General features: G+C 70.2%; 22 protein-coding genes and 1 tRNA gene. 20 read left to right on the top strand and 3 right to left on the bottom strand.

Annotated elements, in window-relative coordinates; translation table 11 throughout:
• Position 1: 1 nt before the first annotated feature.
• The 14 genes from hisG (at position 2) to ACWGQ1_RS08895 (ending at position 15,932) form a co-directional block, all read left to right on the top strand.
• Positions 2 to 841 carry an ATP phosphoribosyltransferase gene (hisG, locus tag ACWGQ1_RS08960; RefSeq protein WP_452312814.1) on the top strand — a complete coding sequence of 280 codons (840 nt, stop codon included), beginning with the start codon at positions 2 to 4 and terminating at the stop codon, positions 839 to 841.
• Positions 841 to 1,602, top strand: coding sequence for an imidazole glycerol phosphate synthase subunit HisF (gene hisF / locus ACWGQ1_RS08955; RefSeq protein WP_136032431.1), 762 nt, complete (start codon positions 841 to 843; stop codon positions 1,600 to 1,602). The genes hisG and hisF overlap by 1 nt, the downstream gene beginning before the upstream one ends.
• Entirely contained in the window at positions 1,599 to 1,985 is a 387-nt protein-coding gene (gene hisI, locus ACWGQ1_RS08950; protein ID WP_247638789.1) for a phosphoribosyl-AMP cyclohydrolase, read from the top strand. The genes hisF and hisI overlap by 4 nt, the downstream gene beginning before the upstream one ends.
• The gene (locus tag ACWGQ1_RS08945) at positions 1,982 to 2,572 is read left to right on the top strand and encodes a Trp biosynthesis-associated membrane protein (protein ID WP_136032427.1); all 591 of its coding nucleotides are present in this window, start codon (positions 1,982 to 1,984) and stop codon (positions 2,570 to 2,572) included. The genes hisI and ACWGQ1_RS08945 overlap by 4 nt, the downstream gene beginning before the upstream one ends.
• Before the next feature lie 44 nt (positions 2,573 to 2,616).
• Complete coding sequence (locus ACWGQ1_RS08940) at positions 2,617 to 2,847, top strand: HGxxPAAW family protein (protein WP_136032424.1); 231 nt, start codon at positions 2,617 to 2,619, stop codon at positions 2,845 to 2,847.
• On the top strand, positions 2,847 to 3,623 hold the full coding sequence (gene trpC / locus ACWGQ1_RS08935) for an indole-3-glycerol phosphate synthase TrpC (protein WP_136032422.1): 777 nt from the start codon (positions 2,847 to 2,849) through the stop codon (positions 3,621 to 3,623). The genes ACWGQ1_RS08940 and trpC overlap by 1 nt, the downstream gene beginning before the upstream one ends.
• Positions 3,620 to 4,888, top strand: coding sequence for a tryptophan synthase subunit beta (gene trpB / locus ACWGQ1_RS08930; protein ID WP_136032420.1), 1,269 nt, complete (start codon positions 3,620 to 3,622; stop codon positions 4,886 to 4,888). Before trpC ends, trpB begins: the two co-directional genes overlap by 4 nt.
• Positions 4,885 to 5,688, top strand: coding sequence for a tryptophan synthase subunit alpha (trpA, locus tag ACWGQ1_RS08925; protein WP_136032418.1), 804 nt, complete (start codon positions 4,885 to 4,887; stop codon positions 5,686 to 5,688). Before trpB ends, trpA begins: the two co-directional genes overlap by 4 nt.
• A 10-nt stretch (positions 5,689 to 5,698) precedes the next feature.
• Positions 5,699 to 6,724: a prolipoprotein diacylglyceryl transferase gene (gene lgt / locus ACWGQ1_RS08920; RefSeq protein ID WP_452312813.1), complete on the top strand. Its 1,026-nt coding sequence runs from the start codon at positions 5,699 to 5,701 to the stop codon at positions 6,722 to 6,724.
• A gap of 144 nt (positions 6,725 to 6,868) precedes the next feature.
• Positions 6,869 to 11,392: a glutamate synthase large subunit gene (gene gltB, locus ACWGQ1_RS08915; RefSeq protein WP_452312828.1), complete on the top strand. Its 4,524-nt coding sequence runs from the start codon at positions 6,869 to 6,871 to the stop codon at positions 11,390 to 11,392.
• Positions 11,385 to 12,851, top strand: coding sequence for a glutamate synthase subunit beta (locus tag ACWGQ1_RS08910; RefSeq protein ID WP_136032414.1), 1,467 nt, complete (start codon positions 11,385 to 11,387; stop codon positions 12,849 to 12,851). The genes gltB and ACWGQ1_RS08910 overlap by 8 nt, the downstream gene beginning before the upstream one ends.
• A 58-nt stretch (positions 12,852 to 12,909) precedes the next feature.
• Positions 12,910 to 14,358 carry a pyruvate kinase gene (gene pyk / locus ACWGQ1_RS08905; protein WP_136032411.1) on the top strand — a complete coding sequence of 483 codons (1,449 nt, stop codon included), beginning with the start codon at positions 12,910 to 12,912 and terminating at the stop codon, positions 14,356 to 14,358.
• 108 nt (positions 14,359 to 14,466) lie between these two features.
• Positions 14,467 to 15,279 carry an alpha/beta fold hydrolase gene (locus ACWGQ1_RS08900; protein WP_452312812.1) on the top strand — a complete coding sequence of 271 codons (813 nt, stop codon included), beginning with the start codon at positions 14,467 to 14,469 and terminating at the stop codon, positions 15,277 to 15,279.
• Positions 15,276 to 15,932 (top strand): esterase/lipase family protein, encoded by a 657-nt coding sequence (locus ACWGQ1_RS08895; RefSeq protein ID WP_240744594.1) that lies wholly within the window; start codon positions 15,276 to 15,278, stop codon positions 15,930 to 15,932. Before ACWGQ1_RS08900 ends, ACWGQ1_RS08895 begins: the two co-directional genes overlap by 4 nt.
• 4 nt (positions 15,933 to 15,936) lie before the next feature.
• On the opposite strand, the gene ACWGQ1_RS08890 is transcribed toward ACWGQ1_RS08895, so the two are convergent.
• Both ACWGQ1_RS08890 and ACWGQ1_RS08885 read right to left on the bottom strand, forming a co-directional pair.
• Positions 15,937 to 17,193 (bottom strand): alpha/beta fold hydrolase, encoded by a 1,257-nt coding sequence (locus ACWGQ1_RS08890; RefSeq protein WP_452312811.1) that lies wholly within the window; start codon positions 17,191 to 17,193, stop codon positions 15,937 to 15,939.
• A 22-nt stretch (positions 17,194 to 17,215) separates the two neighbouring features.
• A tRNA-Leu gene (locus tag ACWGQ1_RS08885) sits at positions 17,216 to 17,298 on the bottom strand.
• A 92-nt stretch (positions 17,299 to 17,390) separates the two neighbouring features.
• Between ACWGQ1_RS08885 and ACWGQ1_RS08880 the strand changes: the two genes are divergently transcribed.
• Together ACWGQ1_RS08880 and ACWGQ1_RS08875 are read left to right on the top strand one after the other, a co-directional pair.
• Positions 17,391 to 18,017 (top strand): ANTAR domain-containing response regulator, encoded by a 627-nt coding sequence (locus ACWGQ1_RS08880; RefSeq protein WP_206253382.1) that lies wholly within the window; start codon positions 17,391 to 17,393, stop codon positions 18,015 to 18,017.
• 8 nt (positions 18,018 to 18,025) lie between these two features.
• Positions 18,026 to 18,589, top strand: coding sequence for a GNAT family N-acetyltransferase (locus tag ACWGQ1_RS08875; protein WP_452312810.1), 564 nt, complete (start codon positions 18,026 to 18,028; stop codon positions 18,587 to 18,589).
• Here the strand turns inward: ACWGQ1_RS08875 and ACWGQ1_RS08870 are convergent.
• The gene (locus tag ACWGQ1_RS08870; protein WP_378803686.1) at positions 18,564 to 18,992 is read right to left on the bottom strand and encodes a hotdog fold thioesterase; all 429 of its coding nucleotides are present in this window, start codon (positions 18,990 to 18,992) and stop codon (positions 18,564 to 18,566) included. The genes ACWGQ1_RS08875 and ACWGQ1_RS08870 overlap by 26 nt on opposite strands.
• Before the next feature lie 45 nt (positions 18,993 to 19,037).
• Here ACWGQ1_RS08870 and polA point away from each other — a divergent pair, with 45 nt between their 5' ends.
• The 4 genes from polA to ACWGQ1_RS08850 are packed head-to-tail and all read left to right on the top strand — an operon-like array spanning position 19,038 to position 25,882.
• Entirely contained in the window at positions 19,038 to 21,671 is a 2,634-nt protein-coding gene (gene polA, locus ACWGQ1_RS08865; RefSeq protein ID WP_452312809.1) for a DNA polymerase I, read from the top strand.
• 37 nt (positions 21,672 to 21,708) lie between these two features.
• Complete coding sequence (locus tag ACWGQ1_RS08860; protein WP_136032400.1) at positions 21,709 to 23,385, top strand: DUF885 domain-containing protein; 1,677 nt, start codon at positions 21,709 to 21,711, stop codon at positions 23,383 to 23,385.
• Between the two features lie 59 nt (positions 23,386 to 23,444).
• A complete protein-coding gene (locus ACWGQ1_RS08855) occupies positions 23,445 to 24,479 on the top strand; it encodes an Atu2307/SP_0267 family LLM class monooxygenase (RefSeq protein ID WP_452312808.1) in 1,035 nt (344 codons plus the stop codon).
• A gap of 50 nt (positions 24,480 to 24,529) precedes the next feature.
• Positions 24,530 to 25,882, top strand: a complete 1,353-nt coding sequence (locus ACWGQ1_RS08850) for an MFS transporter (RefSeq protein ID WP_452312807.1) — start codon at positions 24,530 to 24,532, stop codon at positions 25,880 to 25,882.
• Positions 25,883 to 25,918 lie beyond the last annotated feature (36 nt).

The raw sequence follows: 25,918 nt of genomic DNA, 5'->3' as shown, positions 1-25,918 counted from the left end.
CATGCTGCGCATCGCCGTTCCCAACAAGGGCTCGCTGTCCGAGACCGCCGCCGAGATGCTCGCGGAGGCGGGCTACGCCGGCCGCCGCGACCCCAAGACCCTGCACGTCGTCGACACCGAGAACGACGTCGAATTCTTCTTCCTGCGTCCGCGTGACATCGCCACGTACGTCGCCTCCGGCGCTCTCGACGTCGGCATCACCGGACGCGACCTGCTGCTCGACGTGCAGCAGTCGGCGCGCGAGATCGAGCAGCTCGGCTTCGGCGCGTCGACGTTCCGCTTCGCCGGCCCTCCCGGACGCTTCACGTCGATCGACGACCTCGACGGCGTGCGCGTGGCCTCGGCCTACCCCGGACTGGTGGGCTCGTTCCTCCGGGAGCACGGCGTGAACGCCGAGCTGGTGCAGCTCGACGGTGCGGTGGAGTCGGCCGTGCGCCTCGGCGTCGCCGATGCCGTCGCCGACGTGGTCTCCACGGGGACCACGCTGCGACAGGCGGGGCTGGAGATCTTCGGCCCCGTCATCCTGGAGTCCGAGGCCGTGCTGATCAGCCGCCCGGGTGACGCGGACGGCGTCGACACGCTGCTGCGCCGTCTCCGAGGCGTCATGGTGGCCCGCCGGTACGTGCTCCTCGACTACGACCTGCCGACCGAGCTGGTCGACCAGGCGGTCGCGATCGCTCCCGGCCGGGAGTCGGCCACCATCTCCCCGCTGCGCGACCCGGCCTGGGTGGCCGTGCGCGTGATGATCCCGCGTCGCCGGGTCAACCAGGTGATGGACGACCTGTACGCATTGGGGGCCAGGGCGATCCTCGTCACGGCGATCCACGCGGCGAGGCTCTGATGACTCTCGCGAGCAGGGTCATCCCGTGCCTCGATGTGGCCGACGGCCGCGTCGTGAAGGGCGTGAACTTCGAGAACCTGCGCGACATGGGGGATCCGGTCGAGCTCGCCCGGCACTATGCGGCGCAGGGCGCGGACGAGATCACCTTCCTCGATGTGACCGCGACCGTCGACGCGCGGGCCACGACCTACGACGTCGTGCAGCGCACCGCCGAGCAGGTGTTCGTGCCGCTGACGGTCGGCGGGGGAGTGCGCAGCGTGGAGGACGTGGCCCGGCTGCTGTCCGTCGGCGCCGACAAGGTGGGGGTGAACTCCGCCGCGATCGCCCGGCCCGAGCTGATCGGCGAGATCGCGGACCGCTTCGGCGCTCAGGTGCTCGTGCTCTCGCTCGACGTGAAGCGCGCCGACACGACGCATTCCGGTTTCGTCGTCACGACGCACGGCGGTCGCACGCAGACCACGCTGGACGCTCTCGACTGGGCCAGGGAGGCCGCGGAGCGCGGGGCGGGTGAGCTGCTGGTGAACTCGATCGACGCGGACGGTACGCGCGACGGGTTCGACCTGGAACTCGTCCGGCTCATGCGCGAGGCGGCGCCGGTGCCCGTGATCGCCTCCGGCGGCGCCGGACGAGCGACCGATTTCGCCCCGGCCATCAAGGCGGGTGCCGACGCCGTGCTCGCGGCGAGCGTCTTCCACACGGGAGCGCTCACGGTCGGCGACGTGAAGGACGCGCTGCGCGCGGAGGGGGTGCTGGTCCGATGACGGAGGCGCAGCAGGGGCAGAGCGAGCCGGATGTCGAGGCGCGCATCGCCCAGGTGGCTTTCACGGCCGAGGGCCTGGCGCCCGCGATCGTGCAGCAGTGGGACACGCGCGAGGTGCTGATGCTCGCATGGGTCGATGCGGAGGCGCTGCGGCGCACGCTCACGTCGGGTCGTGCGACGTACTGGTCGCGGTCCCGGCAGGAGTACTGGCGCAAGGGCGACACCTCCGGGAACATCCAGGTGGTGCGCGAGGCCCGACTCGACTGCGACGGCGACGCGATCCTGCTGCTGGTCGACCAGACCGGCCCGGCGTGCCACACGGGGACCCGCACGTGCTTCGACACGACCGACCTGGGTGCCGTCGACGGATCGGCGGCGTCGTGAGCCTCGCCCGGCGGGGGCGCTCGCTCGCGGTCTCCGGCTTCCTGCTCGCCGGCGCCCTCGGCATCATCTCCTCCACGCAGACCTGGTTCACGGTCGAGCGCGCCGATGCGGGAGAGGCGATCCTCGTGCCGGGGGCCGCGGCGATGGTGCTGCTCGCGCCGCTGAGCCTCGCGGTGCTGGCGCTCGGCGCGGCCCTGTCGATCGCCGGTCGCGCGGTGCGACTGGTCTTCGGGGTGCTCGCCGCGGTCGCGGCGGTGTTCCTCGGCTGGTCGACCGTGCAGCTGCTGGTCGCTGAGCCCTTCGACGCCGTCGCCGCGACCGTGACCGAGACCACGGGGCTCGCGGGCGACACCGCCGTGCACGAGGTGGCGGCGCACATCGTGGCGTCCGCGTGGCCGTGGGTCGCGCTCGTCGGCTGGGTGATCCTGCTGCTCGCGGCCGTGCTGGTACTGGTCACCTGGCGTCAGTGGAAGTCGGGCGGCCGCCGTTACCGCACCGAGACCGCGCACCCCGCGACGCACGAGGGCCCGGTCGACGCGGTCGACTCGTGGGACGACCTGTCCCGCGGGACGGATCCCACGCGCTGACCCCGATAGACTGAACACATCCGCACGTCGTCCCCGGAGGAAACATGACCAACCCGATCGCCGACCCTGGCCACGGACACTCGCCTGCGGCCTGGACCGCCGTCGTGATCATGCTCGTCGGCTTCACCGCCGCGACCGTCGCGTTCTGCTTCGAGCAGCCGACCCTGGTCTGGATCTCCGCCGCGCTGATCCCGATCGGGGCCATCGTGGGTTGGGCGCTCGCGAAGGCGGGCTACGGCGTGAAGGGCCCCAAGTACTCCCCGAAGGCGCACTAGTGGTCCTCGCCGACCTGACGGCCGGCGCTGTCGCAGACGCCGAGCGTCGCTCCCTCTCCCGGCCGATCGAGGTCGTCGAGCGCGAGGCTCTCGCGCGCCCGGCGGCGAAGGACGCCCTGGCCTTCCTCGCTCCCGCCGAGCGGGTTAAGATCATCGCCGAGGTCAAGCGGGCGAGCCCGTCCCGTGGCGCACTCGCCGAGATCCCGGACCCCGCCCACCAGGCGTCGCTGTACGAGCAGGGCGGCGCCTCGGCGATCAGCGTCCTGACCGAGGAGCGCCGTTTCGGCGGCAGTCTGGCGGATCTCGAGGCCGTGACCGCACGGGTGTCGCTGCCGGTGCTGCGCAAGGACTTCATCGCCACGCGGTATCAGGTGCTGGAGGCGCGGGCGGCGGGTGCTGATCTCGTCCTGCTGATCGTCGCCGGGCTCGAGCCGGAGGCGCTGCGCGACCTGTACGCGTTCATCCTGGAGCTCGGCATGACCCCGCTCGTCGAGACGCACTCGGCGGAGGAGCTCGACGTGGCGATCGACCTCGGCGCCGCGCTGATCGGCGTGAACGCGCGCGACCTGAAGACCCTCGAGCTCGACCGTGACCTCTTCGGCCGGCTCGTCGACCGCATCCCGGACACGGCGATCAAGATCGCGGAGTCCGCGGTGCTCACCCCCGCCGATGTCGCGCACTACCGTTCGGCCGGTGCCGACGTCGTGCTGATCGGTGAGGCCCTGGTGACCGGAGATCCGGTCGCCACGCTCGAGAGCTTCCTGGAGGCGAAGTGAGTCTGCGTGACCAGCACGGCCCGTACTTCGGTGACTTCGGCGGCCGGTTCATGCCGGAGTCGCTGATCGCCGCGATCGACGAGCTGACGGTCGCGTACGAGGAGGCGATCGCCGATCCGGAGTTCCGTGCCGAGCTGGCCCACCTGCTGTCCTCCTACGCCGGACGCCCCTCGGCGCTGACCGAGGTGCCGCGGTTCGCCGAGCACGCCGGGGGCGCGCGGGTGTTCCTCAAGCGCGAGGACCTCAACCACACCGGCTCGCACAAGATCAACAACGTGCTGGGCCAGGCGCTGCTCACCAAGCGCCTCGGCAAGACCCGGGTGATCGCCGAGACGGGTGCAGGACAGCACGGTGTCGCGACGGCCACCGCGGCGGCCCTGTTCGGCCTGGACTGCACGATCTACATGGGCGAGGTCGACACCGAGCGTCAGGCGCTGAACGTCGCCCGCATGCGCCTGCTGGGCGCCGAGGTCGTGCCGGTGACCTCGGGCTCGCGCACGCTGAAGGACGCGATCAACGACGCGTACCGCGACTGGGTCGCCTCGGTCGAGACCACGAACTACATCTTCGGCACCGCCGCGGGGCCGCACCCGTTCCCGGCGATGGTCCGCGATTTCCAGAAGATCATCGGCGAGGAGGCGCGCGCCCAGCTGCTCGACGAGGTGGGCCGGCTGCCCGACGCGGTGTTCGCGTGCGTGGGCGGCGGCTCGAACGCGATCGGCATGTTCGACGCGTTCCTCGACGACGAGGGCGTGCGCCTGTACGGCGTCGAGGCGGCCGGCGACGGAGTGGACACCCCGCGGCACGCGGCGTCGATCGAACGCGGTCGTCCCGGTGTGCTGCACGGCGCGAAGACCTATGTCCTGCAGGACGAGGACGGCCAGACGGTCGAGTCGCACTCGATCTCCGCCGGGCTCGACTATCCCGGCGTCGGCCCGGAGCACTCGTGGCTGGCCGACATCGGCCGCGCGGAGTACATCCCGGCGACCGACGACGAGGCGATGCAGGCCCTGCGGCTGCTGAGCCGCACCGAGGGCATCATCCCGGCGATCGAGTCCGCGCACGCCCTCGCGGGAGCCCTGCGGATCGGCCGCGAGCTGGGACCGGACGCCGTCCTGGCGATCTGCCTCTCCGGCCGGGGCGACAAGGACATGGACACGGCCGCCCGGTACTTCGAGCTCTACGACGAGGCGGCGCTCGCGCACGACGCGACCGAGGAGAGCTCCGCCGAAGAAGCCGCCTCGAAGGGAGAGCCGCAGCTGTGAGCCGCGTCGAACAGGCCATCCAGCGCGCGCACGACGCCGGCCGCAGCGCCTTCGTCGGCTACCTGCCCGTCGGCTTCCCCGACCTGGAGACGAGCATCCAGGCGGCGATCGCCCTCGCCGAGAACGGCGTGGACATCATCGAGCTCGGGCCGCCCTACAGCGACCCCGTGATGGACGGCGCGATCATCCAGGAGGCGACGACCGCCGCCCTCGCCGCCGGCTTCCGGATGAAGGACCTCTTCACCGCGATCCGCGCGATCACCGCCGCGACCGACGTCCCGGTGCTCGTGATGACCTACTGGAACCCGGTGCTGCAGTACGGCGTCGATCGCTACGCCGACGACCTGCTGGCGGCGGGCGGCGCCGGGCTGATCACGCCCGACATCACGCCGGACGCGGCGGCGGAGTGGATCGCGGCGAGCGAGCGGACCGGGCTCGACCGGGTGTTCCTGGCCGCGCCGACCTCGTCGGACGAGCGCCTCGAGCTCGTGGTGAAGTCGTCGACCGGTTTCGTGTACACCGTCTCCACGATGGGCATCACGGGGGAGCGGGCCGAGCTCGACCGCGCCGCACGCACCCTCGTCGCCCGCCTGCGCGAGCACGGCGCCCGGCGCGCCTGCGTCGGAATCGGCATCTCCACCGCCGAGCAGATCGCCGGTGTCTCCGAGTACGCCGACGGCGCCATCGTCGGCACCGCGCTCGTGCGCGCCCTGCGCGACGGCGGCGTCCCCGCCCTCGCGGCCGTCGCCCGAACCCTCGCCACCGGCACGTCGTCGGTGCGCTCCGTCCCCGAGAACTAGAATCGCACTCATGTCCCTCGCGCTCCCCAGCAGCTTCACCGGCGTGCTCGCCAGCATCCCGAGTCCTCCCGTCGCGTACTTCGACCTGGGCCCGGTGCGGATCCACTTCTACGCGCTCTGCATCATCGCCGGCATCATCGTCGCGGTGCTGCTGACCAACCACCGCCTCACGAAGCGCGGTGCGGAGCCGTGGGTCGTGATCGACATCTCGATCCTCGCGGTGCCGCTGGCCATCATCGGCGCCCGCATCTTCCACGTGCTGACCCACCCGAACTTCTACTTCGGCGAGGGCAAGAACACCTGGAACCCCTTCGAGCCCGGCTCGGTGTGGGCGATCTGGGAGGGCGGCATCGCCATCTTCGGCGCGCTGATCGGCGGCGCCATCGGCGCGTACCTCGGCTGCCGCTGGACCGGTATCCGCTTCTGGACGTTCGCCGACGCACTCGCTCCCGGGCTGCTGCTCGCGCAGGCCATGGGCCGGTTCGGCAACTGGTTCAACCACGAGCTCTTCGGCCTGCCGACCGACCTGCCGTGGGGCCTCGAGATCGAGTCCACCAACTCGGCCTTCCCTCCCGGGCTCCCCGAGGGCACGCTGTTCCACCCGACGTTCCTGTACGAGGTGCTGTGGAACGGGCTCGGCGTGATCGTGCTGCTGTGGCTGAGCCGCAAGCTCTTCTTCCAGTGGGGCCGGCTGTTCGCGATCTACCTCATCTGGTACAGCGCTGGTCGCATCGTGTGGGAGTCGATCCGCATCGACCCGAGCGAGATCATCCTGGGTCTGCGCAGCAACGTCTGGGCGGCGATCATCGGCGTCGTCGTCGGCCTCGTCATCCTCGTGGTGCAGACGCGCCGTCACCCGGGTCTGGAGCCTTCGCCGTATCAGCCCGGCCGCGGCCTGAAGGACCTGGACGCTGATGTACAATCGCAAGACAATCCCTCTGATTTCGTGGACGTGAGCGAGCCTCCGACCGACGAGGTCACCGCAGGAGCCACCGCCACAAGCACTGCTCCCACGAGCGAGGACGGCTCCCGATAACGCCGCGTCCCGCGGCGGGAGAACCATTGCACTGAACGAGCGGGCCGACGACGTCCCCGGGTTTCACTGAAGATCTGAGGACGGTAATTGGTGTACTTCCAGCCCCCTTACGGCGCCTCCGGCGCATACCCCCCGAAGCAGGGCATGTACAACCCCGCGTTCGAGAAGGACGCCTGCGGCCTGGCCATGGTCGCAACGCTGCGCGGCGAAGCCGGGCACGACATCATCGCGCTGGCCCTCGAGGCCCTGCGCAACCTGGAGCACCGCGGGGCCATCGGGTCCGACGCGGGCACGGGAGACGGGGCCGGCATCCTCACGCAGATGCCAGACGCCTTCCTCCGCGCGGTCACCGGCTTCGAACTGCCGCCCGTGGGGGAGTACGCCGCAGGACTCGCGTTCCTGCCTCGCGACTCGAGCGAGCGCCGCCAGCAGAAGGCCGGCATCGAGAAGATCGCGCGCGCCGAGGGCCTCCGCGTCCTCGGGTGGCGTGAGGTCCCCACCGCGAACGAGAACCTCGGCAAGCTCGCCGACGAGGCCCGCCCCGCGTTCGAGCAGCTCTTCGTGAGCGCCGGCGGGGCCACGCACGCCGACGCGCCGCTCACCGGTATCGCCCTCGACCGCGTCGCCTACCGCCTGCGCAAGCGGGCCGGCCACGAGCTCGGCGCCTACTTCGTGTCGCTGTCCAGCCGCACCCTCGGCTACAAGGGCATGGTCACCACGCTGCAGCTGGAGCCGTTCTACCCCGACCTGCAGGATGAGCGGTTCGCGTCCGAGCTCGCGGTCGTGCACTCCCGCTACTCCACCAACACGTTCCCGTCGTGGCCGCTCGCGCAGCCGCTGCGCATGCTGGCGCACAACGGCGAGATCAACACGGTCGGCGGCAACCGCAACTGGATGCGCGCCCGCCAGTCGCAGCTCGAGTCCGAGCTGCTCGGCGACATCTCACCGCTGCTGCCCATCTGCACCGACGGCGCGAGCGACTCGGCCTCGTTCGACGAGGTGCTCGAGCTGCTCACCCTGACCGGTCGCAGCCTGCCGCACGCGATCATGATGATGGTGCCGGAGGCGTACGAGAAGCAGGCCGACATCACGCCGGAGCTGCGCGCGTTCTACGAGTACCACTCCAACCAGATGGAGCCGTGGGACGGCCCGGCCGCGCTCATCTTCACCGACGGCACGCTGGTCGGCGCGACGCTCGACCGCAATGGACTGCGCCCGGGGCGCTGGACCGAGACCACCGACGGACTGGTCGTGATCGGCTCGGAGACGGGCGTGCTGCACTTCGAGCCCGAGCGCATCAAGCGCCGCGGGCGTCTGCAGCCCGGCAAGATGTTCCTCGTCGACACGGCCCAGCGCCGTATCGTCGAAGATCGCGAGATCAAGCAGGAGCTGGCCACGCTGCACCCGTGGCAGGAGTGGCTCGACGCGGGGGCCGTGCGCCTGGCCGACCTGCCCGAGCGCGAGCACATCGTGCATCCGCCGGCGTCGATCACCCGCCGCCAGCGCACCTTCGGGTACACCGAGGAAGAAGTGCGCATCCTGCTGACCCCCATGGGCCAGACCGGCGTCGAGCCGCTCGGTGCCATGGGCTCGGACACCCCGATCGCGGTGCTCAGCAAGCGACCGCGACTGCTGTTCGACTACTTCACGCAGCAGTTCGCCCAGGTCACGAACCCGCCGCTGGACTCGATCAGGGAAGAGGTCGTCACGAGCCTCAAGCTCGGCCTCGGTCCCGAGGCGAACCTGCTCAGCTGGGGTCCGGAACACACCCGCACGGTGTCGCTCGACTTCCCCGTGATCGACAACGACGAACTGGCGAAGATCCGCCACATCGACAAGGCGCTGCCCGGCCGGTCGAGCGCGACGATCCGGGGCCTGTACCACTTCGACTCCGGCCCGCACTCGCTCGCCGAGCGCCTGACGGAGATGTGCGCCGAGGTCGACCAGGCCATCGCGGACGGCGCGGAGTTCCTCATCCTGTCCGACCGCGACTCCAACAAGGACCTCACGCCCATCCCGTCGCTGCTCATGGTGTCGGCGATCCACCACCACCTCATCCGGCGCGAGAACCGCATGAAGGTGGGCCTGATCGTCGAGGCCGGAGACGTGCGAGAGGTGCACCACGTCGCGACGCTGATCGGCTACGGCGCGTCGGCGATCAACCCGTACCTGGCGATGGAGACGGTCGAGCACCTCGTCCGCACCGGCTACATCACCGGCATCACGCCCGAGAAGGCGGTCAAGAACCTGATCTACGCGCTCGGCAAGGGCGTGCTGAAGATCATGTCGAAGATGGGCATCTCCACCGTGTCGTCGTATGCCGGCGCCCAGGTGTTCGAGGCCGTCGGTCTCAGCCAGGAGTTCATCGACGCCTACTTCACCCGCACGGAGTCGAAGCTGGGCGGCATCGGGATCGAGGAGATCTTCGCCGAGAACCAGGCGCGGCACGACTACGCGTACCCCGAGGATGCCGCAGCCCGCGCGCACGAGCGCCTGTGGACGGGCGGCGAGTACCAGTGGCGCCGCGACGGCTCCCCGCACCTGTTCAACCCGGAGACGGTGTTCAAGCTGCAGCACTCCACCCGGACGCGGCGGTACGACATCTTCCGTGAGTACACGAAGCTCGTGGACGAGCAGGCGGCCGAGCTCAAGACCCTCCGCGGACTCTTCACGCTGCGCACCGGCACCCGCAAGCCGGTCCCGCTCGACGAGGTCGAGCCGGTGTCCGCGATCGTGAAGCGCTTCTCGACCGGGGCGATGAGCTACGGCTCCATCTCCAAGGAGGCGCACGAGACCCTGGCGATCGCGATGAACCGGATCGGCGGCAAGTCGAACACCGGTGAGGGCGGCGAGGACCCCGACCGCCTGGTCGACCCCGAGCGGCGCAGTGCGATCAAGCAGGTGGCCTCCGGCCGCTTCGGCGTCACGAGCCTGTACCTCACCGAGGCGGACGACATCCAGATCAAGCTCGCCCAGGGCGCGAAGCCCGGCGAGGGCGGTCAGCTGCCGCCCACGAAGGTGTACCCGTGGGTCGCGCGCACGCGTCACGCCACCGCCGGCGTCGGGCTCATCTCGCCGCCGCCGCACCACGACATCTACTCGATCGAAGACCTCAAGCAGCTCATCTTCGACCTGAAGCGCGCGAACCCCGAGGCGCGCATCCACACGAAGCTGGTGAGCCAGTCCGGCATCGGTGCGGTGTCGGCGGGTGTGGCGAAGGCGCTGAGCGACGTCATCCTGGTGTCCGGCCACGACGGCGGCACGGGTGCGAGCCCGCTGAACTCCCTCAAGCACGCGGGTACCCCCTGGGAGCTGGGGCTCGCCGAGACGCAGCAGACGCTGATGCTCAACGGTATGCGCGACCGCGTGGTGGTGCAGGTCGATGGCCAGCTCAAGACCGGGCGCGACGTCGTGATCGGCGCGCTGCTCGGCGCGGAGGAGTTCGGCTTCGCGACGGCTCCGCTCGTGGTGAGCGGCTGCATCATGATGCGCGTCTGCCACCTGGACACCTGCCCGGTCGGCGTCGCCACGCAGAACCCGGTGCTGCGCGATCGGTTCACGGGCAAGCCCGAGTTCGTCGTCAACTTCATGGAGTTCATCGCGGAAGAGGTGCGCGAGCTCCTCGCCGAGCTGGGCTACCGCTCGATCGACGAGATCGTCGGACGCACCGAGCTCCTGGAGACGAATGCGGCCGTCGAGCACTGGAAGGCCGAGGGTCTCGACCTGAGCCCCGTGCTGGAGGGCCCGGCGTTCCCGGCCGGCGAGCCGCGCCGCAGCGGTCGCGCGCAGGACCACGAGCTCGACAAGCACTTCGACGTGCAGCTCATCGACATCGCGAAGGGGGCGCTGCTCAACGGCGAGCCCGTCGTGGTGGAGCTGCCGATCGCCAACACGGAGCGCGCGGTGGGCACGATGCTCGGCCATCAGGTGACGTCGCGGCACGGTGCCACCGGGCTGCCGAAGGAGACGATCGACGTCACCCTCACAGGGACCGCGGGGCAGTCGCTCGGCGCGTTCCTCCCGCCGGGCATCATCCTCCGCCTCGAGGGCGACGCGAACGACTACGTCGGCAAGGGCCTCTCGGGCGGAGACATCACGATCCGTCCGCCGCGCGGGGCGTCGATCGCACCGCACGAGAACGTGATCGCGGGCAACGTGATCGGCTACGGCGCGACCTCGGGCACGATGTTCATCTCCGGTGTCGTCGGCGAGCGGTTCCTGGTGCGCAACTCCGGGGCGACCGCGGTCGTCGAAGGCGTGGGCGACCACGCCCTGGAGTACATGACCGGCGGGCTCGCGGTGATCCTCGGGCCGACCGGGCGCAACTTCGGCGCCGGCATGTCCGGGGGAGTGGCCTATGTGCACGCCCTCGACACCGCGAAGGTGAACGCGCAGTCGCTCGGCAGCGGAGAGCTGCGGCTGGAGCCGCTGGACCGCGCCGACCTGGAGGTGCTGCGCGGACTGCTCGTCGAGCACGTCGAACGTACGGCGTCCCCGCGCGCGACCGAGCTGCTGGACGACTTCGACGCGCGCGCGGCGGAGTTCGTGAAGGTGCTTCCCCGTGACTTCGCCGCCGTGCGGAGCATGCGCGAGGAGGCTCTGGCCGAGGGGATCGACCCCGACGGCGACATCGTGTGGAACCGCATCCTGGAGGTGACCGGTGGCTGACCCCAAAGGCTTTCTGAAGGTGACCGAGCGGGAACTTCCCGCTCGCCGTCCGGTGCCGGTGCGCATCATGGACTGGAAAGAGGTCTACGAGCCGGGCGACAAGGCCGTCCTGCGCCGTCAGGCCGGTCGCTGCATGGACTGCGGTGTGCCGTTCTGCCACTCGGGCTGCCCGCTCGGCAACCTCATCCCCGAGTGGAACGACCTCACGTGGCGCGGTGAGGGCCGGGCCGCGATCGAGCGTCTGCACGCCACGAACAACTTCCCGGAGTTCACCGGTCGCCTGTGCCCGGCGCCCTGCGAGAGCTCGTGCGTGCTGGGCATCAACCAGCCGGCGGTCACGATCAAGCAGATCGAGGTCTCCATCATCGACGAGGCCTTCGCGAAGGGCTGGGTCGAGCCCGAGCCGCCGCAGCGCCTCACCGGCAAGACGGTGGCCGTCGTCGGCTCGGGGCCCGCGGGCCTCGCCGCCGCCCAGCAGCTGACGCGCGCGGGGCACACGGTCGCGGTGTTCGAGCGCGACGATCGCATCGGCGGGCTGCTGCGCTACGGCATCCCCGACTTCAAGATGGAGAAGACGCAGCTCGAGACGCGTCTGCGCCAGATGCAGGAGGAGGGGACCCGGTTCCGTGCGGGTGTCGAGATCGGCAAGGACATCTCCTGGGCCGACCTCCGCGCGCGGTACGACGCGGTCGTGATCGCGACCGGAGCCACGGTTCCCCGCGACCTGCCCATCCCCGGGCGCGACCTCGACGGCGTGCACTTCGCGATGGAGTACCTCGTGGAGTCCAACCACGCGGTCGCCGGCGACGCGGTCCCAGGGCAGATCACGGCCGAGGGCAAGCACGTCATCGTGATCGGCGGTGGCGACACCGGTGCGGACTGCATCGGCACGGCGCACCGTCAGGGAGCGCTGAGCGTGACGAACCTGGCGATCGGCAAGCAGCCGGGCGACACGCGCCCCGACCACCAGCCGTGGCCGATGATGCCGACCGTGTTCGAGGTGTCGTCCGCGCACGAGGAGGGCGGGGAGCGCGTGTTCCTCGCCTCCACGGTGGAGTTCCTGTCGAACGAGGTCGGCGAGGTGCGCGCGCTTCGGGTGGCCGAGACCGAGTACATCGACGGACGCCGGGTTCCCAAGAGCGGCACCGAGCGGGAGATCCCCGCCGATCTCGTGCTCATCGCGATGGGCTTCACGGGTCCGGAGCAGGACGGCTACACGGAGGACACCCGTCCGCAGGTGACCGACCGCGGCTCCTTCCACCGCGACGCGTCGTACGAGTCGTCGGTGCCCGGCGTGTTCGTGGCCGGTGATGCCGGACGCGGGCAGTCGCTCATCGTGTGGGCCATCGCGGAGGGTCGTGCGGCGGCGGCGAACGTCGATCGCTACCTCATGGGCACCACGGTGCTGCCCGAGCCGGTGCGTCCGAGCGATGTCGCGATCGGTCTCCAGCCCGCGTAGGCTGGGGCAGGCACCGTCGCCCGAACGTTCATCCCCCACTTCTACCCTGGAGAGTTCTTTGAGACGCGCGAAAATCGTCGCCACTTTGGGTCCGGCCACCTCGACGTATGAGACGGTGCGTGCACTGATCGATGCGGGTGTGGACGTGGCACGTCTGAACCTCAGCCACGGCGACTACTCCGTGCACGAGAACAACTACGCGAACGTGCGTCGCGCGGCGGAGGACTCCGGCCGTGCCGTGGCGATCCTCGTCGACCTGCAGGGACCGAAGATCCGTCTCGGCCGTTTCGAGGACGGGCCGTACGAGCTCGCCAAGGGCGACATCTTCAAGATCACCACCGAAGACATCATCGGCAACAAGGAAATCTGCGGCACCACGTTCAAGGGGCTGCCCCAGGACGTGAAGCCCGGTGACTTCCTGCTGATCGACGACGGCAAGGTCCGCGTCGAGGTGGTCGAGACCGACGGCGTCACCGTCACCACGCGCGTGGTCGTCGCCGGCGCCGTGTCGAACAACAAGGGCATCAACCTGCCCGGTGTCGCCGTGAACGTCCCCGCTCTGAGCGAGAAGGACGAAGACGACCTGCGCTGGGGTCTGCGCACGGGTGCCGACCTCATCGCCCTGTCCTTCGTGCGCAACGCGGAAGACGTGTCGCGCGTGCACGAGATCATGGCGGAGGAGGGCGTGCGCGTCCCCGTGATCGCCAAGATCGAGAAGCCGCAGGCGGTCGATGCGCTGGAGGAGATCGTCGACGCGTTCGACGGCATCATGGTCGCCCGTGGCGACCTGGGTGTCGAGCTGCCTCTGGAGGCCGTGCCGATCGTGCAGAAGCGCGCGGTGGAGCTCGCCCGGCGCAACGCGAAGCCGGTGATCGTGGCGACGCAGATGCTCGAGTCGATGATCAACAGCCCGGTGCCCACACGCGCGGAGACCTCCGACGTCGCGAACGCGGTGCTCGACGGCGCCGACGCGGTGATGCTCTCGGGCGAGACCAGCGTGGGCGACTACCCGGTCGTCGTGGTGGAGACCATGGCCCGCATCATCGAGTCCACCGAGGAGCACGGCCTGGAGCGGATCCTCCCGCTGACGACCAAGCCCCGCACGCAGGGTGGTGCCATCACGCTGGCTGCCCTCGAGGTCGCGGAGTTCGTCGACGCGAAGTTCCTCTGCGTCTTCACCCAGTCGGGCGACTCCGCCCGCCGCCTGTCGCGTCTGCGCTCGCGCATCCCGATGCTGGCGTTCACCCCGGAGCCGGCGATCCGTCGTCGGATGGCGCTCACGTGGGGCCTGCGCTCCACGCTGGTCGACATGGTCCAGCACACCGACCTGATGTACCACCAGGTCGACGAGTACCTGCTCGAGAACGGCCTGGCGGTCGAGGGCGACAAGGTCGTCGTGATCTCCGGTTCCCCTCCCGGGATCGTGGGCTCGACGAACGACCTCCGCGTGCACAAGGTGGGCGACGCGATGCGTGGTGCTGCGCCGATCTACAAGGCCGGCGTCTGACGCACGAGGTGTCCGGAAGGGGCGGGGCTACGGCCCCGCCCCTTCCGTATGTCCCGGGCCCGCGTCAACCCTCTGCGACCGCGCGGGCGGGGCGGATAGCGTGGGCGCATGGTCGTTCGTACGCGCCTCGTGCTCACGTCGGGGTTGATGTTCCGCCTTCGGGAGACTCCGCGACCGGCGGAATCCGTCGCCCCCACGATGGTGCTGGTGCACGGCATCGGCATGTCGCACCGCTACCTGTCCCGCCTGCACGAGACGCTCGCGGAGCACACCCGTGTGGTGTCGGTGGACCTTCCGGGCTTCGGCGGACTGCCCAAGCCCTCCGTCGACGTCGGGGTGGAGCGGATGGGCAGCGCACTGGCCGAGGTGATCGGAACGCTCGGCGATGACCGCGTGGTGCTCGTCGGACACTCGATGGGCGCGCAATGGACCGTGGAGGCTGCTCTGCACCGCCCGGAGTACGTGCGCGCCGTGGTCGCGATCGGCCCGGTCGTGGACGAGCGGTGGCGCACGATTCCGGCACAGGCGCGTGCCCTCGCGATCGACACCGTGGGGGAGACGCCCGCGATCAACACGATCGTCTTCACCGACTACCTCCGCTGCGGCGTGCGTTGGTATCTGCGGCAGGCGCGCCACATGATCGGCTATCGGCTTCAGGAGCGGGTCGCGGAGCTGACCGTGCCGCTGCTGGTGATCCGCGGGGGAGCGGATCCGATCGCGGGTCGCGCGTGGTGCCGCCGGCTGCGCGACAGCGCCCGCGTCTCGCGTCTCGTCGAGATCCCCGGTCACCACCACGTGGCCCAGCAGTCCGCGCCCCGCGCCGTCGCGTCGGCGATCCTGGCGCACACGGCCGGTGCGTGGCCGCACGCTGCCACGTCGAGGAGCATGGACGAGAAGCGGAGCGCGCCATCGACGTCGTGAGGCGGCTGGGCTGGTGGGCCGCCGACTACGCGTATGCGGGGTTCTGGCAGGTGCGCTCCTTCTTCGGACGAGATGACGCGAGGGCGTTCACCGACGGCGATGGCGTGCCGATCGTGGTGCTCGCCGGGGTGTACGAGACGTGGCGGTTCCTGGAGCCGCTCATCGTCGCGCTGCACCAGCGGGGTCATCCGGTCCACGTGGTGGATGCGCTGCGGCGCAACCGGTTCCCGGTCGCGGACGAGGCGGAGCAGATCGCGGAGCATCTGCGTGCGCGCGACCTCACCGGCGTGATCCTCGTCGCGCACAGCAAGGGAGGTCTGGCGGGCAAGCTCGCCATGACCGGACCGGAGGGGCACCGCATCCGGGCGATGCTGGCGGTCGCGACGCCGTTCGGAGGTTCCCGGTACGCCCGGCGCATGCCGGGACGGGTGCTGCGCGCCTTCTCTCCGGACGACCCGTCCATCCTGGCGCTCGCGCGCGAGGTCGAGGTCAACGCCCGGATCGTGTCGGTCTATGCGGAGTTCGACCCGCACATCCCCGAGGGCAGCGCGTTGCCGGGAGCGAAGAACGTCGTGCTCGACACCGGCGGCCATTTCCGCATCCTCGCCCACCCCCGGGTGCTCGCCGAACTCGCGGCACTGGCGGAATCCTGAGCGCTCACCCGCAGGTCCCGCGGGCCTCCCGCGGTGCGTCCAGTGTCGGGAGCCACAGGAGGAGCTCGGGCAGGGTCGCGTACGCCGCATAGCCGTGGTCGACCGCCGGGAACCGGTGGTAGCTGACATCCGTCCCCGCCGCGCAGAGGCGGGCGACGTACCCGTCGGTCGCGGCGGGACGCACGAGTTCATCCGCCTCGCCCTGGCCGACGAGCACGGGGACCGTGATGGGCTGGCCGCCCGCGCTGTTCTCGGCGAGCATCGTCCGCCAGGGCTCGGTCGTGGCGGGATCGGCGGTGACGTAGGAGCCGACCAGGGGCTCGGCGATCGCGTGGATCTCCTCGGTGTGGGTCAGCAGGCAGAGCGCGGCCATGTCGGGAGTCGCAGCCGCGCCCTCCGGGGTCAGGATCGACAGGATGGCCTCCTCGCCGAACCGTTCGGCGTAGGCATCCCGGTAGGCGGCGATGGCGAACGAGGCGATGGTGATCCCGGAAACGTCGACGATGTCGTCGGTCATCAGGGCGTTGAGATCGGCCGCCGGCGCCGCCACCGCCACCCCGCGCACCGACAGCTCGGGCGCGTACGTCTCGGCGCGCTCGGCGGCGAAGAGCGCCGCCTGACCGCCCTGGGAGTGCCCCCACAGCACGACGCGAGCGCTCGTCCCCGCCCCGTCGAGGCGGCCGGCCGCACGCACGATGTCCAGCACGCTGTTCGCCTCCGGGACGCCCAGCAGATAGGACGACGCGCCCTCCACACCGAGGCCCGGATAGTCGGTGGCCACGACGGCGTATCCCTCGGCGAGCAGCTCGTGCATCCCGGCGATGAGCTCGAACGGATCGAGCGCGAGCGACGGGGCGCACGCCGTCGCCGCTCCCGTGGTCGGGTGCGCCCAGGAGACGACCGTGCGTCCGTTCTCCGGCGCCGGCCCCTCGGGCACGACGACCAGGCCGGACACGGCGATGTCCGAACCGGCCAGGTCGCGGGAGTGGTACAGCACGCGCCACGCTCTCGTGCCGACGGGAGCACTGTCGATCTCCTCGGAGCGGATGAGCGAGCCCGGGGCTCCGGAGGGCAGCGGGGTCGGGGCGGTGACGAAGGCCGGATCGCTCGCGCGCTCCGCCTCCTCCGCGCTCGTGCGCCTGAACACCTCTGCGGCGATCAGGAGCAGGATGACGAGCGCGACCGCCAGGACGACGAGAGTGGCCCGCGCGGTGCGATGCGACCTCCGGGCATGCGCTGCCGGTGCGTCCCCGCTGTGCATAGAGCATGTATAGCGCACCGTGTGCCGGCGGTGGGACTCGAACCCACACGCCCTTTCGGACAAAGCATTTTGAGTGCTCCGCGTCTGCCATTCCGCCACGCCGGCCCGTGTGTCGCGTCTTCGACTGTAGCGCAGGGCGAGCCGATCACCCGGCGCCGATGAGCGCTTCGGCCGAGCGCCGCGCCCTCTCCAGTAGGATGGAGTCCGTGACCGAGCAAGAACAGGCTGAGCAGCCCACGGCATCCGCACCCCGACGCGTCGTCGTCGCCGAAGACGAGTCGCTGATCCGTCTCGACATCGTCGAGATCCTTCGCGACAACGGCTTCGATGTCGTCGGCGAAGCCGGTGACGGGGAGACGGCCGTCGCCCTCGCGACCGAGTTGCGCCCCGACCTGGTCATCATGGACGTCAAGATGCCCCAGCTCGACGGCATCAGCGCGGCCGAGAAGCTGCACAAGGGCAACATCGCCCCGGTCGTGCTGCTGACGGCCTTCAGCCAGAAGGAGCTTGTGGAGCGGGCGAGCGAGGCGGGCGCCCTGGCGTACGTCGTCAAGCCGTTCACCCCGAACGACCTGCTGCCGGCCATCGAGATCGCGCTCGCGCGTCACGAGCAGATCATCACGCTCGAGGCCGAGGTCGCCGACATGGTCGAGCGCTTCGAGACCCGCAAGCTGGTCGACCGCGCCAAGGGACTGCTGAACGAGAAGATGGGCCTGAGCGAGCCCGAGGCGTTCCGCTGGATCCAGAAGGCCTCGATGGATCGCCGCCTCACGATGCAGGACGTCGCGAAGGCCATCATCGAGCAGCTCGCCCCGAAGAAGTAGCCGGTCCGGTGCTCCGCCTCGACGCCGAGCACCTGCTGCGGCCCGTGCGTGCGGGCGACGGCCCCGGCATCGCCGCGGCCTACCGCGCGAATCGTGCACACCTGGCTCCGTGGGAGCCCGAGCGCGACGCCGCCTTCTTCACCGACGAGTGGCAGGAGCGGCACGTCGCGCAGTGCCTGGCGGAAGCCGAGGCGGGACGGAGCCTGCGGTTCGTCGTGGTCGGGGATGATGGCTCGATCCGCGGCCGCGTCAACCTGAACTCAATCGTCCGCGGCGCGTTCTGGAGCGCGGACCTCGGCTACTGGATCGACGCCTCACGGCTGCGGCGCGGGCTGGCCGGGCGTGCGGTGGCCCTCGTCGCGGAGCACGCGAGGACGGAGCTCCACCTGCATCGGCTGCAGGCTGCCACGCTGCTCCACAACCTGGCTTCGCAGCGCGTGCTGGCAGGATGCGGTTTCGAGCGCATCGGCCTCGCGCCGAAGTACCTGCGCATCGCGGGGGAGTGGCAGGATCACCTGCTGTTCCAGCTTCTGCTGGAGGAGCCTCTCAGCGCCCCGCGGGAACGTCCTTGATCATGTTGGTGATGCGGATCGTCGAGCAGCGTCGGCCCTGATCATCCGTGACGACGATCTCGTGCACCGTGATGCTGCGCCCGAGGTGCACCGGCGTGCACACCCCCGTGACGGTCCCGGAGGTCGCGGAGCGGGTGTGGGTCGCGTTGATGTCGACGCCGACCGCGAGGCGCCCCTCTCCGGCGTGGAGGTTCGCCGCCATCGAGCCGAGGGACTCGCCGAGCACGACATACGCGCCGCCGTGCATCAGGCCGACGGGCTGGGTGTTGCCGGCGACCGGCATGGTCGCGACGCACCGGTCGACGCCGAACTCCACGAACTCCATGCCCATCTTCTCGGCCAGTGCGCCCATGCCGCGGGCGGCTGCCCACTCGAGCCCTTCGCTGGTCGCGACCTCGCCCATGCATCCTCCTCTGCGGGTGTCCGTGCTCCTCGTTAGGCTGACAGGGTGACGGACTCCGCAAAGCCTACCCTCATGGTCGTCGACGGCCATTCGCTCGCCTACCGCGCTTTCTTCGCCCTCCCGGTCGACAACTTCACGACCAAGGACAACCAGCACACGAACGCCATCTACGGCTTCCTGTCGATGCTGGTGAACCTCATCAAGGCCGAGCAGCCGACGCATCTCGCCATCGCCTTCGACACGTCACGGCACTCGTTCCGCACCGACGAGTACCCCGAGTACAAGGCCACCCGCTCCGAGACCCCCTCCGAGTTCAAGGGCCAGATCCCGCTGCTGCAGGACTGCCTCGCGGCCATGTCCATCCCGGTCCTGACGCAGGAGGGCATCGAGGCCGACGACATCCTCGCCACGCTGTCGACCCAGGGCGCCGCGCAGGGCTACGACGTGCTCGTGGTGTCGGGCGACCGCGACACCATCCAGCTGGTCACCGACGACATCACCCTGCTGTACCCGTCCGTGCAGGGCGTGTCCCAGCTCAAGCGCTACGACCCCACGACCGTGCAGGAGCGCTACGGCGTCCGCCCGGAACAGTACCCCGACATCGCGGCGCTCGTGGGCGAGACCAGTGACAACCTGCCCGGCGTCCCGAAGGTGGGGGAGAAGACCGCGGTCAAGTGGCTCACCCAGTTCGGCTCTCTCGACGAGCTCCTCGATCGCGCCGACGAGATCAAGGGCGTCGTGGGCGGCAACCTGCGCGACCACATCGACGACGTGCGTCGCAACCGCAAGCTGAACCGTCTCCTGACCGACGTCGAGCTGCCGGTGGCCCCGGGAGACCTCGCGGTCACGCCCATCGACGCCCAGGCCGTGCGCGACATCTTCGCCCGCCTGGAGTTCCGCACGCTGCTGCCGCGGGTGTTCGAGGCGGTGGGCGCGGGCGAGGTGGCCGACGACCCGGCGGCCGTGGTCGAGATGCCCGTTCCCGCGCAGGTGAGCGGCGCCGAGCTCGCCTCGTGGGCTGCCGCGCAGGAGAGCGATGTGGCACTGCGCGTGACGATCGCGGCGGGGGCTCCCGTGCGCCTGGGGGCCGCCACCGAGACGGAGCTGCGCGAGCTCGACTGGTCCGACGACGCGGCCGCGGCTCTTCGCGAGTGGCTCGAGTCCTCTGCCCCGAAGGTGCTGCACGACGCGAAGCCGCAGGTGAAGGCGCTGCGGCGCCAGGGCATCCGGCTCGGCGGACTGGCGTACGACACGAGTCTCGCGGGCTGGCTCCTGCGCCCGAGCTTCCCCGACAAGACGCTGTCCGACCTGGTGCAGCGTTACCTCGGAGAGAAGCTGCCCGAGGCCGACCCCTCGCAGCTGGTGCCCGAGACCGAAGGGGCGACACCGTCGCAGGAGGCCTGGTTCGTCCTGCGCGTGGCCGAGGCGCTGCGCGGCGACCTGCCGGAGCCGGTCGCCGCCGTGCTCACCGACATCGAGCTGCCGACCCTGCTCACCCTCGCCGACATGGAGCTCGCGGGGGTCGCCGTCTCACACGAGGTGCTGTCCACGTTCTCGAGCGAGCTGGCGGCACGAGCGGATGTGCTCGCGCAGGAGGCGTTCTCGGTGGTCGGGCGCGAGTTCAACCTCGGCTCGCCCAAGCAGCTGCAGGAGGTGCTGTTCGAAGACCTGCAGCTGCCGAAGACGCGTAAGACCAAGACGGGCTATTCGACCGACGCCGCGGTGCTGGCCGATCTGCAGGAGTCCCACCCGCACCCGTTCCTGAGCCTGCTGCTGCAGCACCGCGAGGCGACCAAGCTGCGGCAGATCATCGAGTCGCTGGACGGGGCGATCGGACCGGACCATCGGGTGCACACCACGTACGTGCAGACGGGGAGCCAGACCGGCCGGCTGTCGAGCACCGACCCCAATCTGCAGAACATCCCGGTGCGCACCGAGGAGTCACGTCGGATCCGCAGTGCGTTCGAGGTGGGCGAGGGCTACGAGACGCTGCTGACCGCGGACTACTCGCAGATCGAGATGCGCATCATGGCGCACCTGTCGGGCGACGAGGGGCTGATCGAGGCGTTCAACAGCGGCGAAGACCTGCACCGGTTCGTGGGTGCGCGGGTGTTCGGCGTCGAGCCGGGCGATGTCACCCCGGCGATGCGCACCAAGGTCAAGGCCATGTCGTACGGTCTGGTCTACGGGCTGTCGGCGTTCGGTCTGTCGAAGCAGCTGCGCATCGAGCAGGCCGAGGCCAAGCAGCTCATGATCGAGTACTTCGCCCGCTTCGGCGCGGTGCGCGACTACCTGCGCGCGTCGGTCATGAAGGCGAAGGAAGACGGCTACACCGAGACGATCTTCGGTCGGCGCCGCCCGTTCCCCGACCTCGCGAGCCCGAACCGGGTGCTGCGCGAGAACGCCGAGCGTGCCGCGCTCAACGCCCCGATCCAGGGCAGTGCGGCGGACATCATGAAGATCGCGCTGTTCCACATCCACGACGACCTGCAGGCCGCGGAGCTCTCGTCCCGGGTGCTCCTCCAGATCCACGACGAGCTCGTGGTGGAGGTCGCGTCGGGGGAGTGGGATCGGGTCGAGCAGATCGTCCGCACCCGCATGGGCGATGCCGCGCAGCTCTCGGTCCCTCTCGACGTGCAGGTCGGTCGCGGTCGAGACTGGAACGAGGCCGCGCACTGACCTCACCGGCGAGGGGTCGGGGATTAGGCTGGAAACCATGACTTCCGCACCCCGCACCCCCTCCGCCATCGACAAGGTCGCCGATGACTGGGTCGACACCATCGCCGTGCTCGCCCCGACCCTGGGCACCTACATCGGTCGCTCGGAGGTCAACGATCGATTCGGCGACCTAAGCCCGGAAGGCCACGAAGAGGTCGCCGCGGCGACCAGGGCGACGCTCGACAAGCTGTCCGCGCTCGAGCCCGTCGACGCGATCGACGAAGTCACGAAGACCGACCTGAGCGCCGAGCTGCGGCTGGACCTCGAACTGCACGACGCGAAGTGGCATCTGCGCGACCTCAACGTGATCGCCTCCGCGGCGCAGGACGTCCGCGCCGTGTTCGACCTGATGCCGACGTCGACGGTCGACGACTGGGAGGTCATCTCGACCCGTCTCGCGGCGGTCCCTGGTGCCCTGCGCGGGTACGTCGAGACGCTGCGCACGGGGATCGCCGAGGGGGTCACGCCCGCACGGCGCCAGGTCGCAGAGGTCGCGACGCAGATCGACCGCTACATCGCCGATGACGGGTTCTTCGCGGCCTTCGTCGCGCACGCCGACCCGGACGAGGGGCAGCTGCCCGCGTCGCTCGCGCGCACGCTCGCCGACAACTCCGCCGCCGCGCGCGTGGCCTACGGCGAACTGCGCCGCTTCCTCGCCGAGGAGCTCGCCCCCGAGGCGGGGGAGCAGGATGCGGTCGGACGCGAGCTCTACGCCCTCAACTCGCGTCGGTTCCTCGGGGCGACGATCGACCTCGACGAGACGTACGAGTGGGGCCGCGAGGAACTCGCGCGGATGGTCGCCGAGCAGACGGCGATCGCGAACGAGATCCTCCCGGGAGCATCGGTCGAGGAGGCCGTCGCTCACCTCGAGGGCGATCCCGCACGCAAGCTCGTGGGCACGGAGGCACTGCAGGCGTGGATGCAGGAGACGAGCGACCGCGCTGTCGCGGAGCTCGGCGCCTCGCACTTCGACATCCCGGAGGCGATCCGCACGCTCGAGTGCATGATCGCCCCGACGCAGGAGGGCGGGATCTACTACACCGCTCCCACGGACGACTTCTCCCGCCCCGGTCGCATGTGGTGGTCGGTTCCCGAGGGCGTGACCGAGTTCGACACCTGGCGTGAGCTCACGACGGTGTACCACGAGGGTGTTCCCGGTCACCACCTGCAGATCGCCCAGGCCGTGTACAACCGCGCCGAGCTGAACTCCTGGCGCCGGCTGCTGGCGGGAACGTCCGGTCATGCGGAGGGTTGGGCGCTGTACGCCGAGCGTCTGATGGAGCAGCTCGGGTATCTGGACGACCCCGCCGACCGCCTCGGCATGCTCGACGGACAGCGCATGCGCGCCGCTCGGGTGGTGCTCGACATCGGAGTGCACCTCGGCAAGCCCCGCCTCGACGGCGAAGGTGTCTGGGACGCGGATTATGCACTCGACTTCCTGCGCCGCAACGTGAACATGTCGGACCAGTTCGTTCAGTTCGAGGTGAACCGCTACCTCGGTTGGCCGGGGCAGGCACCGTCCTACAAGGTCGGTCAGCGCATCTGGGAGCAGGTGCGGGATGCGGTCGAGCAGGCGGAGGGCGACGCGTTCTCCTTCAAGGACTTCCATAAGCGCGCACTCGACCTGGGCGGCGTCGGTCTCGACACGCTGCGCAGCGCTCTGCTTCCGCGCTGAGACCACGGGAATGCCTCTTCGGCGTCCGCTGTTCATTCAGCTGAATAGAGAGGCATGACATGGACATCGAATTCGGGCTGGACACCTTCGGGGACATCACACGGGACCAGGACGGCGAGCTGCTCACGGCGGCGCAGACGATCCGCAACGTCGTCGCTCAGGCGGAACTGGCCGATGCGGTCGGCGTCGACTTCTTCGGCGTGGGGGAGCACCACCGTCGCGAGTTCGCGGTGTCGTCTCCGGAGATGGTGCTCGCGGCGATCGCGGGCCGGACGAAGAGCATCCGTCTCGGCACCGCCGTGACCGTGCTGTCCTCCGATGATCCCGTCCGGGTGTTCGAGAGGTTCGCCACGCTCGACGCGCTGTCCGACGGTCGCGCCGAGGTCGTGCTCGGTCGCGGCTCCTTCATCGAGTCGTTCCCGCTCTTCGGCTACGACCTGCGCGACTACGACACGATGTTCGAGGAGAAGCTCGACCTGTTCGTGCACCTCCTGGAGGAGAAGCCGGTGACCTGGTCGGGCACCATGCGGGCATCGCTGGAGAACGCCGACGTCTTCCCGAAGACCGAGAAGGGTCTGCGGACGTGGGTCGGCGTCGGCGGCAGTCCGGAGTCGGTCGTGCGCGTGGCACGCCATGGTCTGGGATTGATGCTCGCGATCATCGGCGGACCGGCCGCGCGGTTCCGGCCCTTCGTCGACCTGTACCACCGCTCCGTCGCCTCGTTCGGCACGACGTCGCACCCCGTCGCGGTGCACTCGCCGGGACACATCGCCGACACGGACGCCGAGGCCTGGGACGCCGCGTACTCGGGCTTCGAGGCGATGAACAACACCATCGGACGCGAGCGTGGATGGCCGCCGTACAGCCGTGCGCGCTTCCAGAACGACGTGGGGCCGGAGGGCGCGCTCTATGCCGGTTCGCCCGATCGCGTGGCGACGAAGATCGCCGACACGGTGACGACCCTCGGCCTCGGCCGCTTCGACCTCAAGTACGCCACCGGCACCCTGTCGCACGAGGCGATGATGCGCAGCATCGAGCTGTACGGCACCGAGGTGATTCCGCGCGTGCGGCGCTTGCTGGCCGACCGCGACTGACGACGGCGGGCGGGCGGGCACCGCGCCCGCCCGCCTCTACGATGAGTGGCATGGCCAACACCGCCCTGCCGAGCCGCACCTCGCTCGCCCAGCGCCTCGATGTCCTTCCGTTCACGCGCCGGCACCTGCGAGTGCTCTCCGGCTCCGGGGTAGGGTGGGCGCTGGACGCGATGGACGTCGGTCTCATCTCGTTCATCATCGCGGCGCTCACGCAGCAGTGGGACCTGTCGAAGGGCGAAGCGGGGCTCATCGCATCGATCGGCTTCGTCGGCATGGCTGTGGGGGCGACGCTCGGGGGACTGCTCGCCGACCGGTTCGGCCGTCGTCAGGTGTTCGCCCTGACGCTCCTCGTGTACGGCGTCGCCACCGGAGCGAGCGCCCTCGTCGGGGGAGTGGCGGCCCTGCTGGTGCTGCGCTTCTTCGTCGGCCTCGGACTGGGCGCCGAGCTTCCGGTGGCCTCGACGTACGTCAGCGAGTTCGCCCCGGCACGCATCAGGGGACGCCTGATCGTTATCCTCGAAGCGTTCTGGGCCGTGGGCTGGACCGCCTCCGCGCTGATCGGCTTCCTCGTGATCCCGGCGTCGGAGTCCGGGTGGCGCTGGGCGTTCGCGGTGGGTGCGATCCCCGCCGTCTACGCGCTCATCGTGCGGTGGGGCCTTCCGGAGTCGCCGCGCTGGCTCGCCTCACGCGGCAGGATCGCGGAGGCCGACCGGATCGTGTCCGCCTTCGAGGCCGAGGCGGGGATGACGGCGGCCCCCGCGATCCGCAAGGAGCCGGCCTCGCGGGCGATCGCCGCCACGGCCGGGGCGAGGCTCGCGACGCTGTGTTACCGGGAGTTCCGCGTGCGCACGCTCTGTCTGTGGCTGGTGTGGCTGTCAGTGAACTTCGCGTACTACGGAGCGTTCATCTGGATTCCGAGCATCCTCGTCGACGCGGGTTTCGACCTCGTGCGGTCGTTCGGCTTCACGCTCATCATCACGCTCGCGCAACTGCCGGGGTACGCGGTGGCCGCGTGGCTGATCGAGGTGTGGGGGCGCCGCGTCACGCTGTCGGTGTTCCTCCTCGGCTCGGCCGTCTCCGCCGTGCTCTTCGGCACCGCGAGCACCGAGGCCGCGATCATCGCGACCGGTATGGCGCTGTCGTTCTTCAACCTCGGCGCCTGGGGGGCACTGTACGCGGTGACACCGGAGATCTATCCGACCTCGCTGCGGGGGACGGGCGCCGGATGGGCCGCGGGCATCGGCCGCATCGCCTCGGTCGTGGCACCGATCGCGGCCCCGGTGCTGCTCCTCGCGGGTGGTGCGCCGGTGCTCTTCGTCGTCTTCGCCGCCTGTTTCCTCCTCGCGGCGGGGGCGTCGTGGGGGCTCGTGGATCGACGCGGTGCAGCCCTCGACGACCGCTGACGCCGCTGTCCGGGCACGGCAATAGGCTGGGTCCGT

The sequence above is a fragment of the Microbacterium sp. NPDC055599 genome (assembly GCF_053618975.1).
The sequence above is the reverse complement of the archived record's forward strand: the minus strand, read 5'-3'. Positions and strand labels throughout refer to the sequence as shown.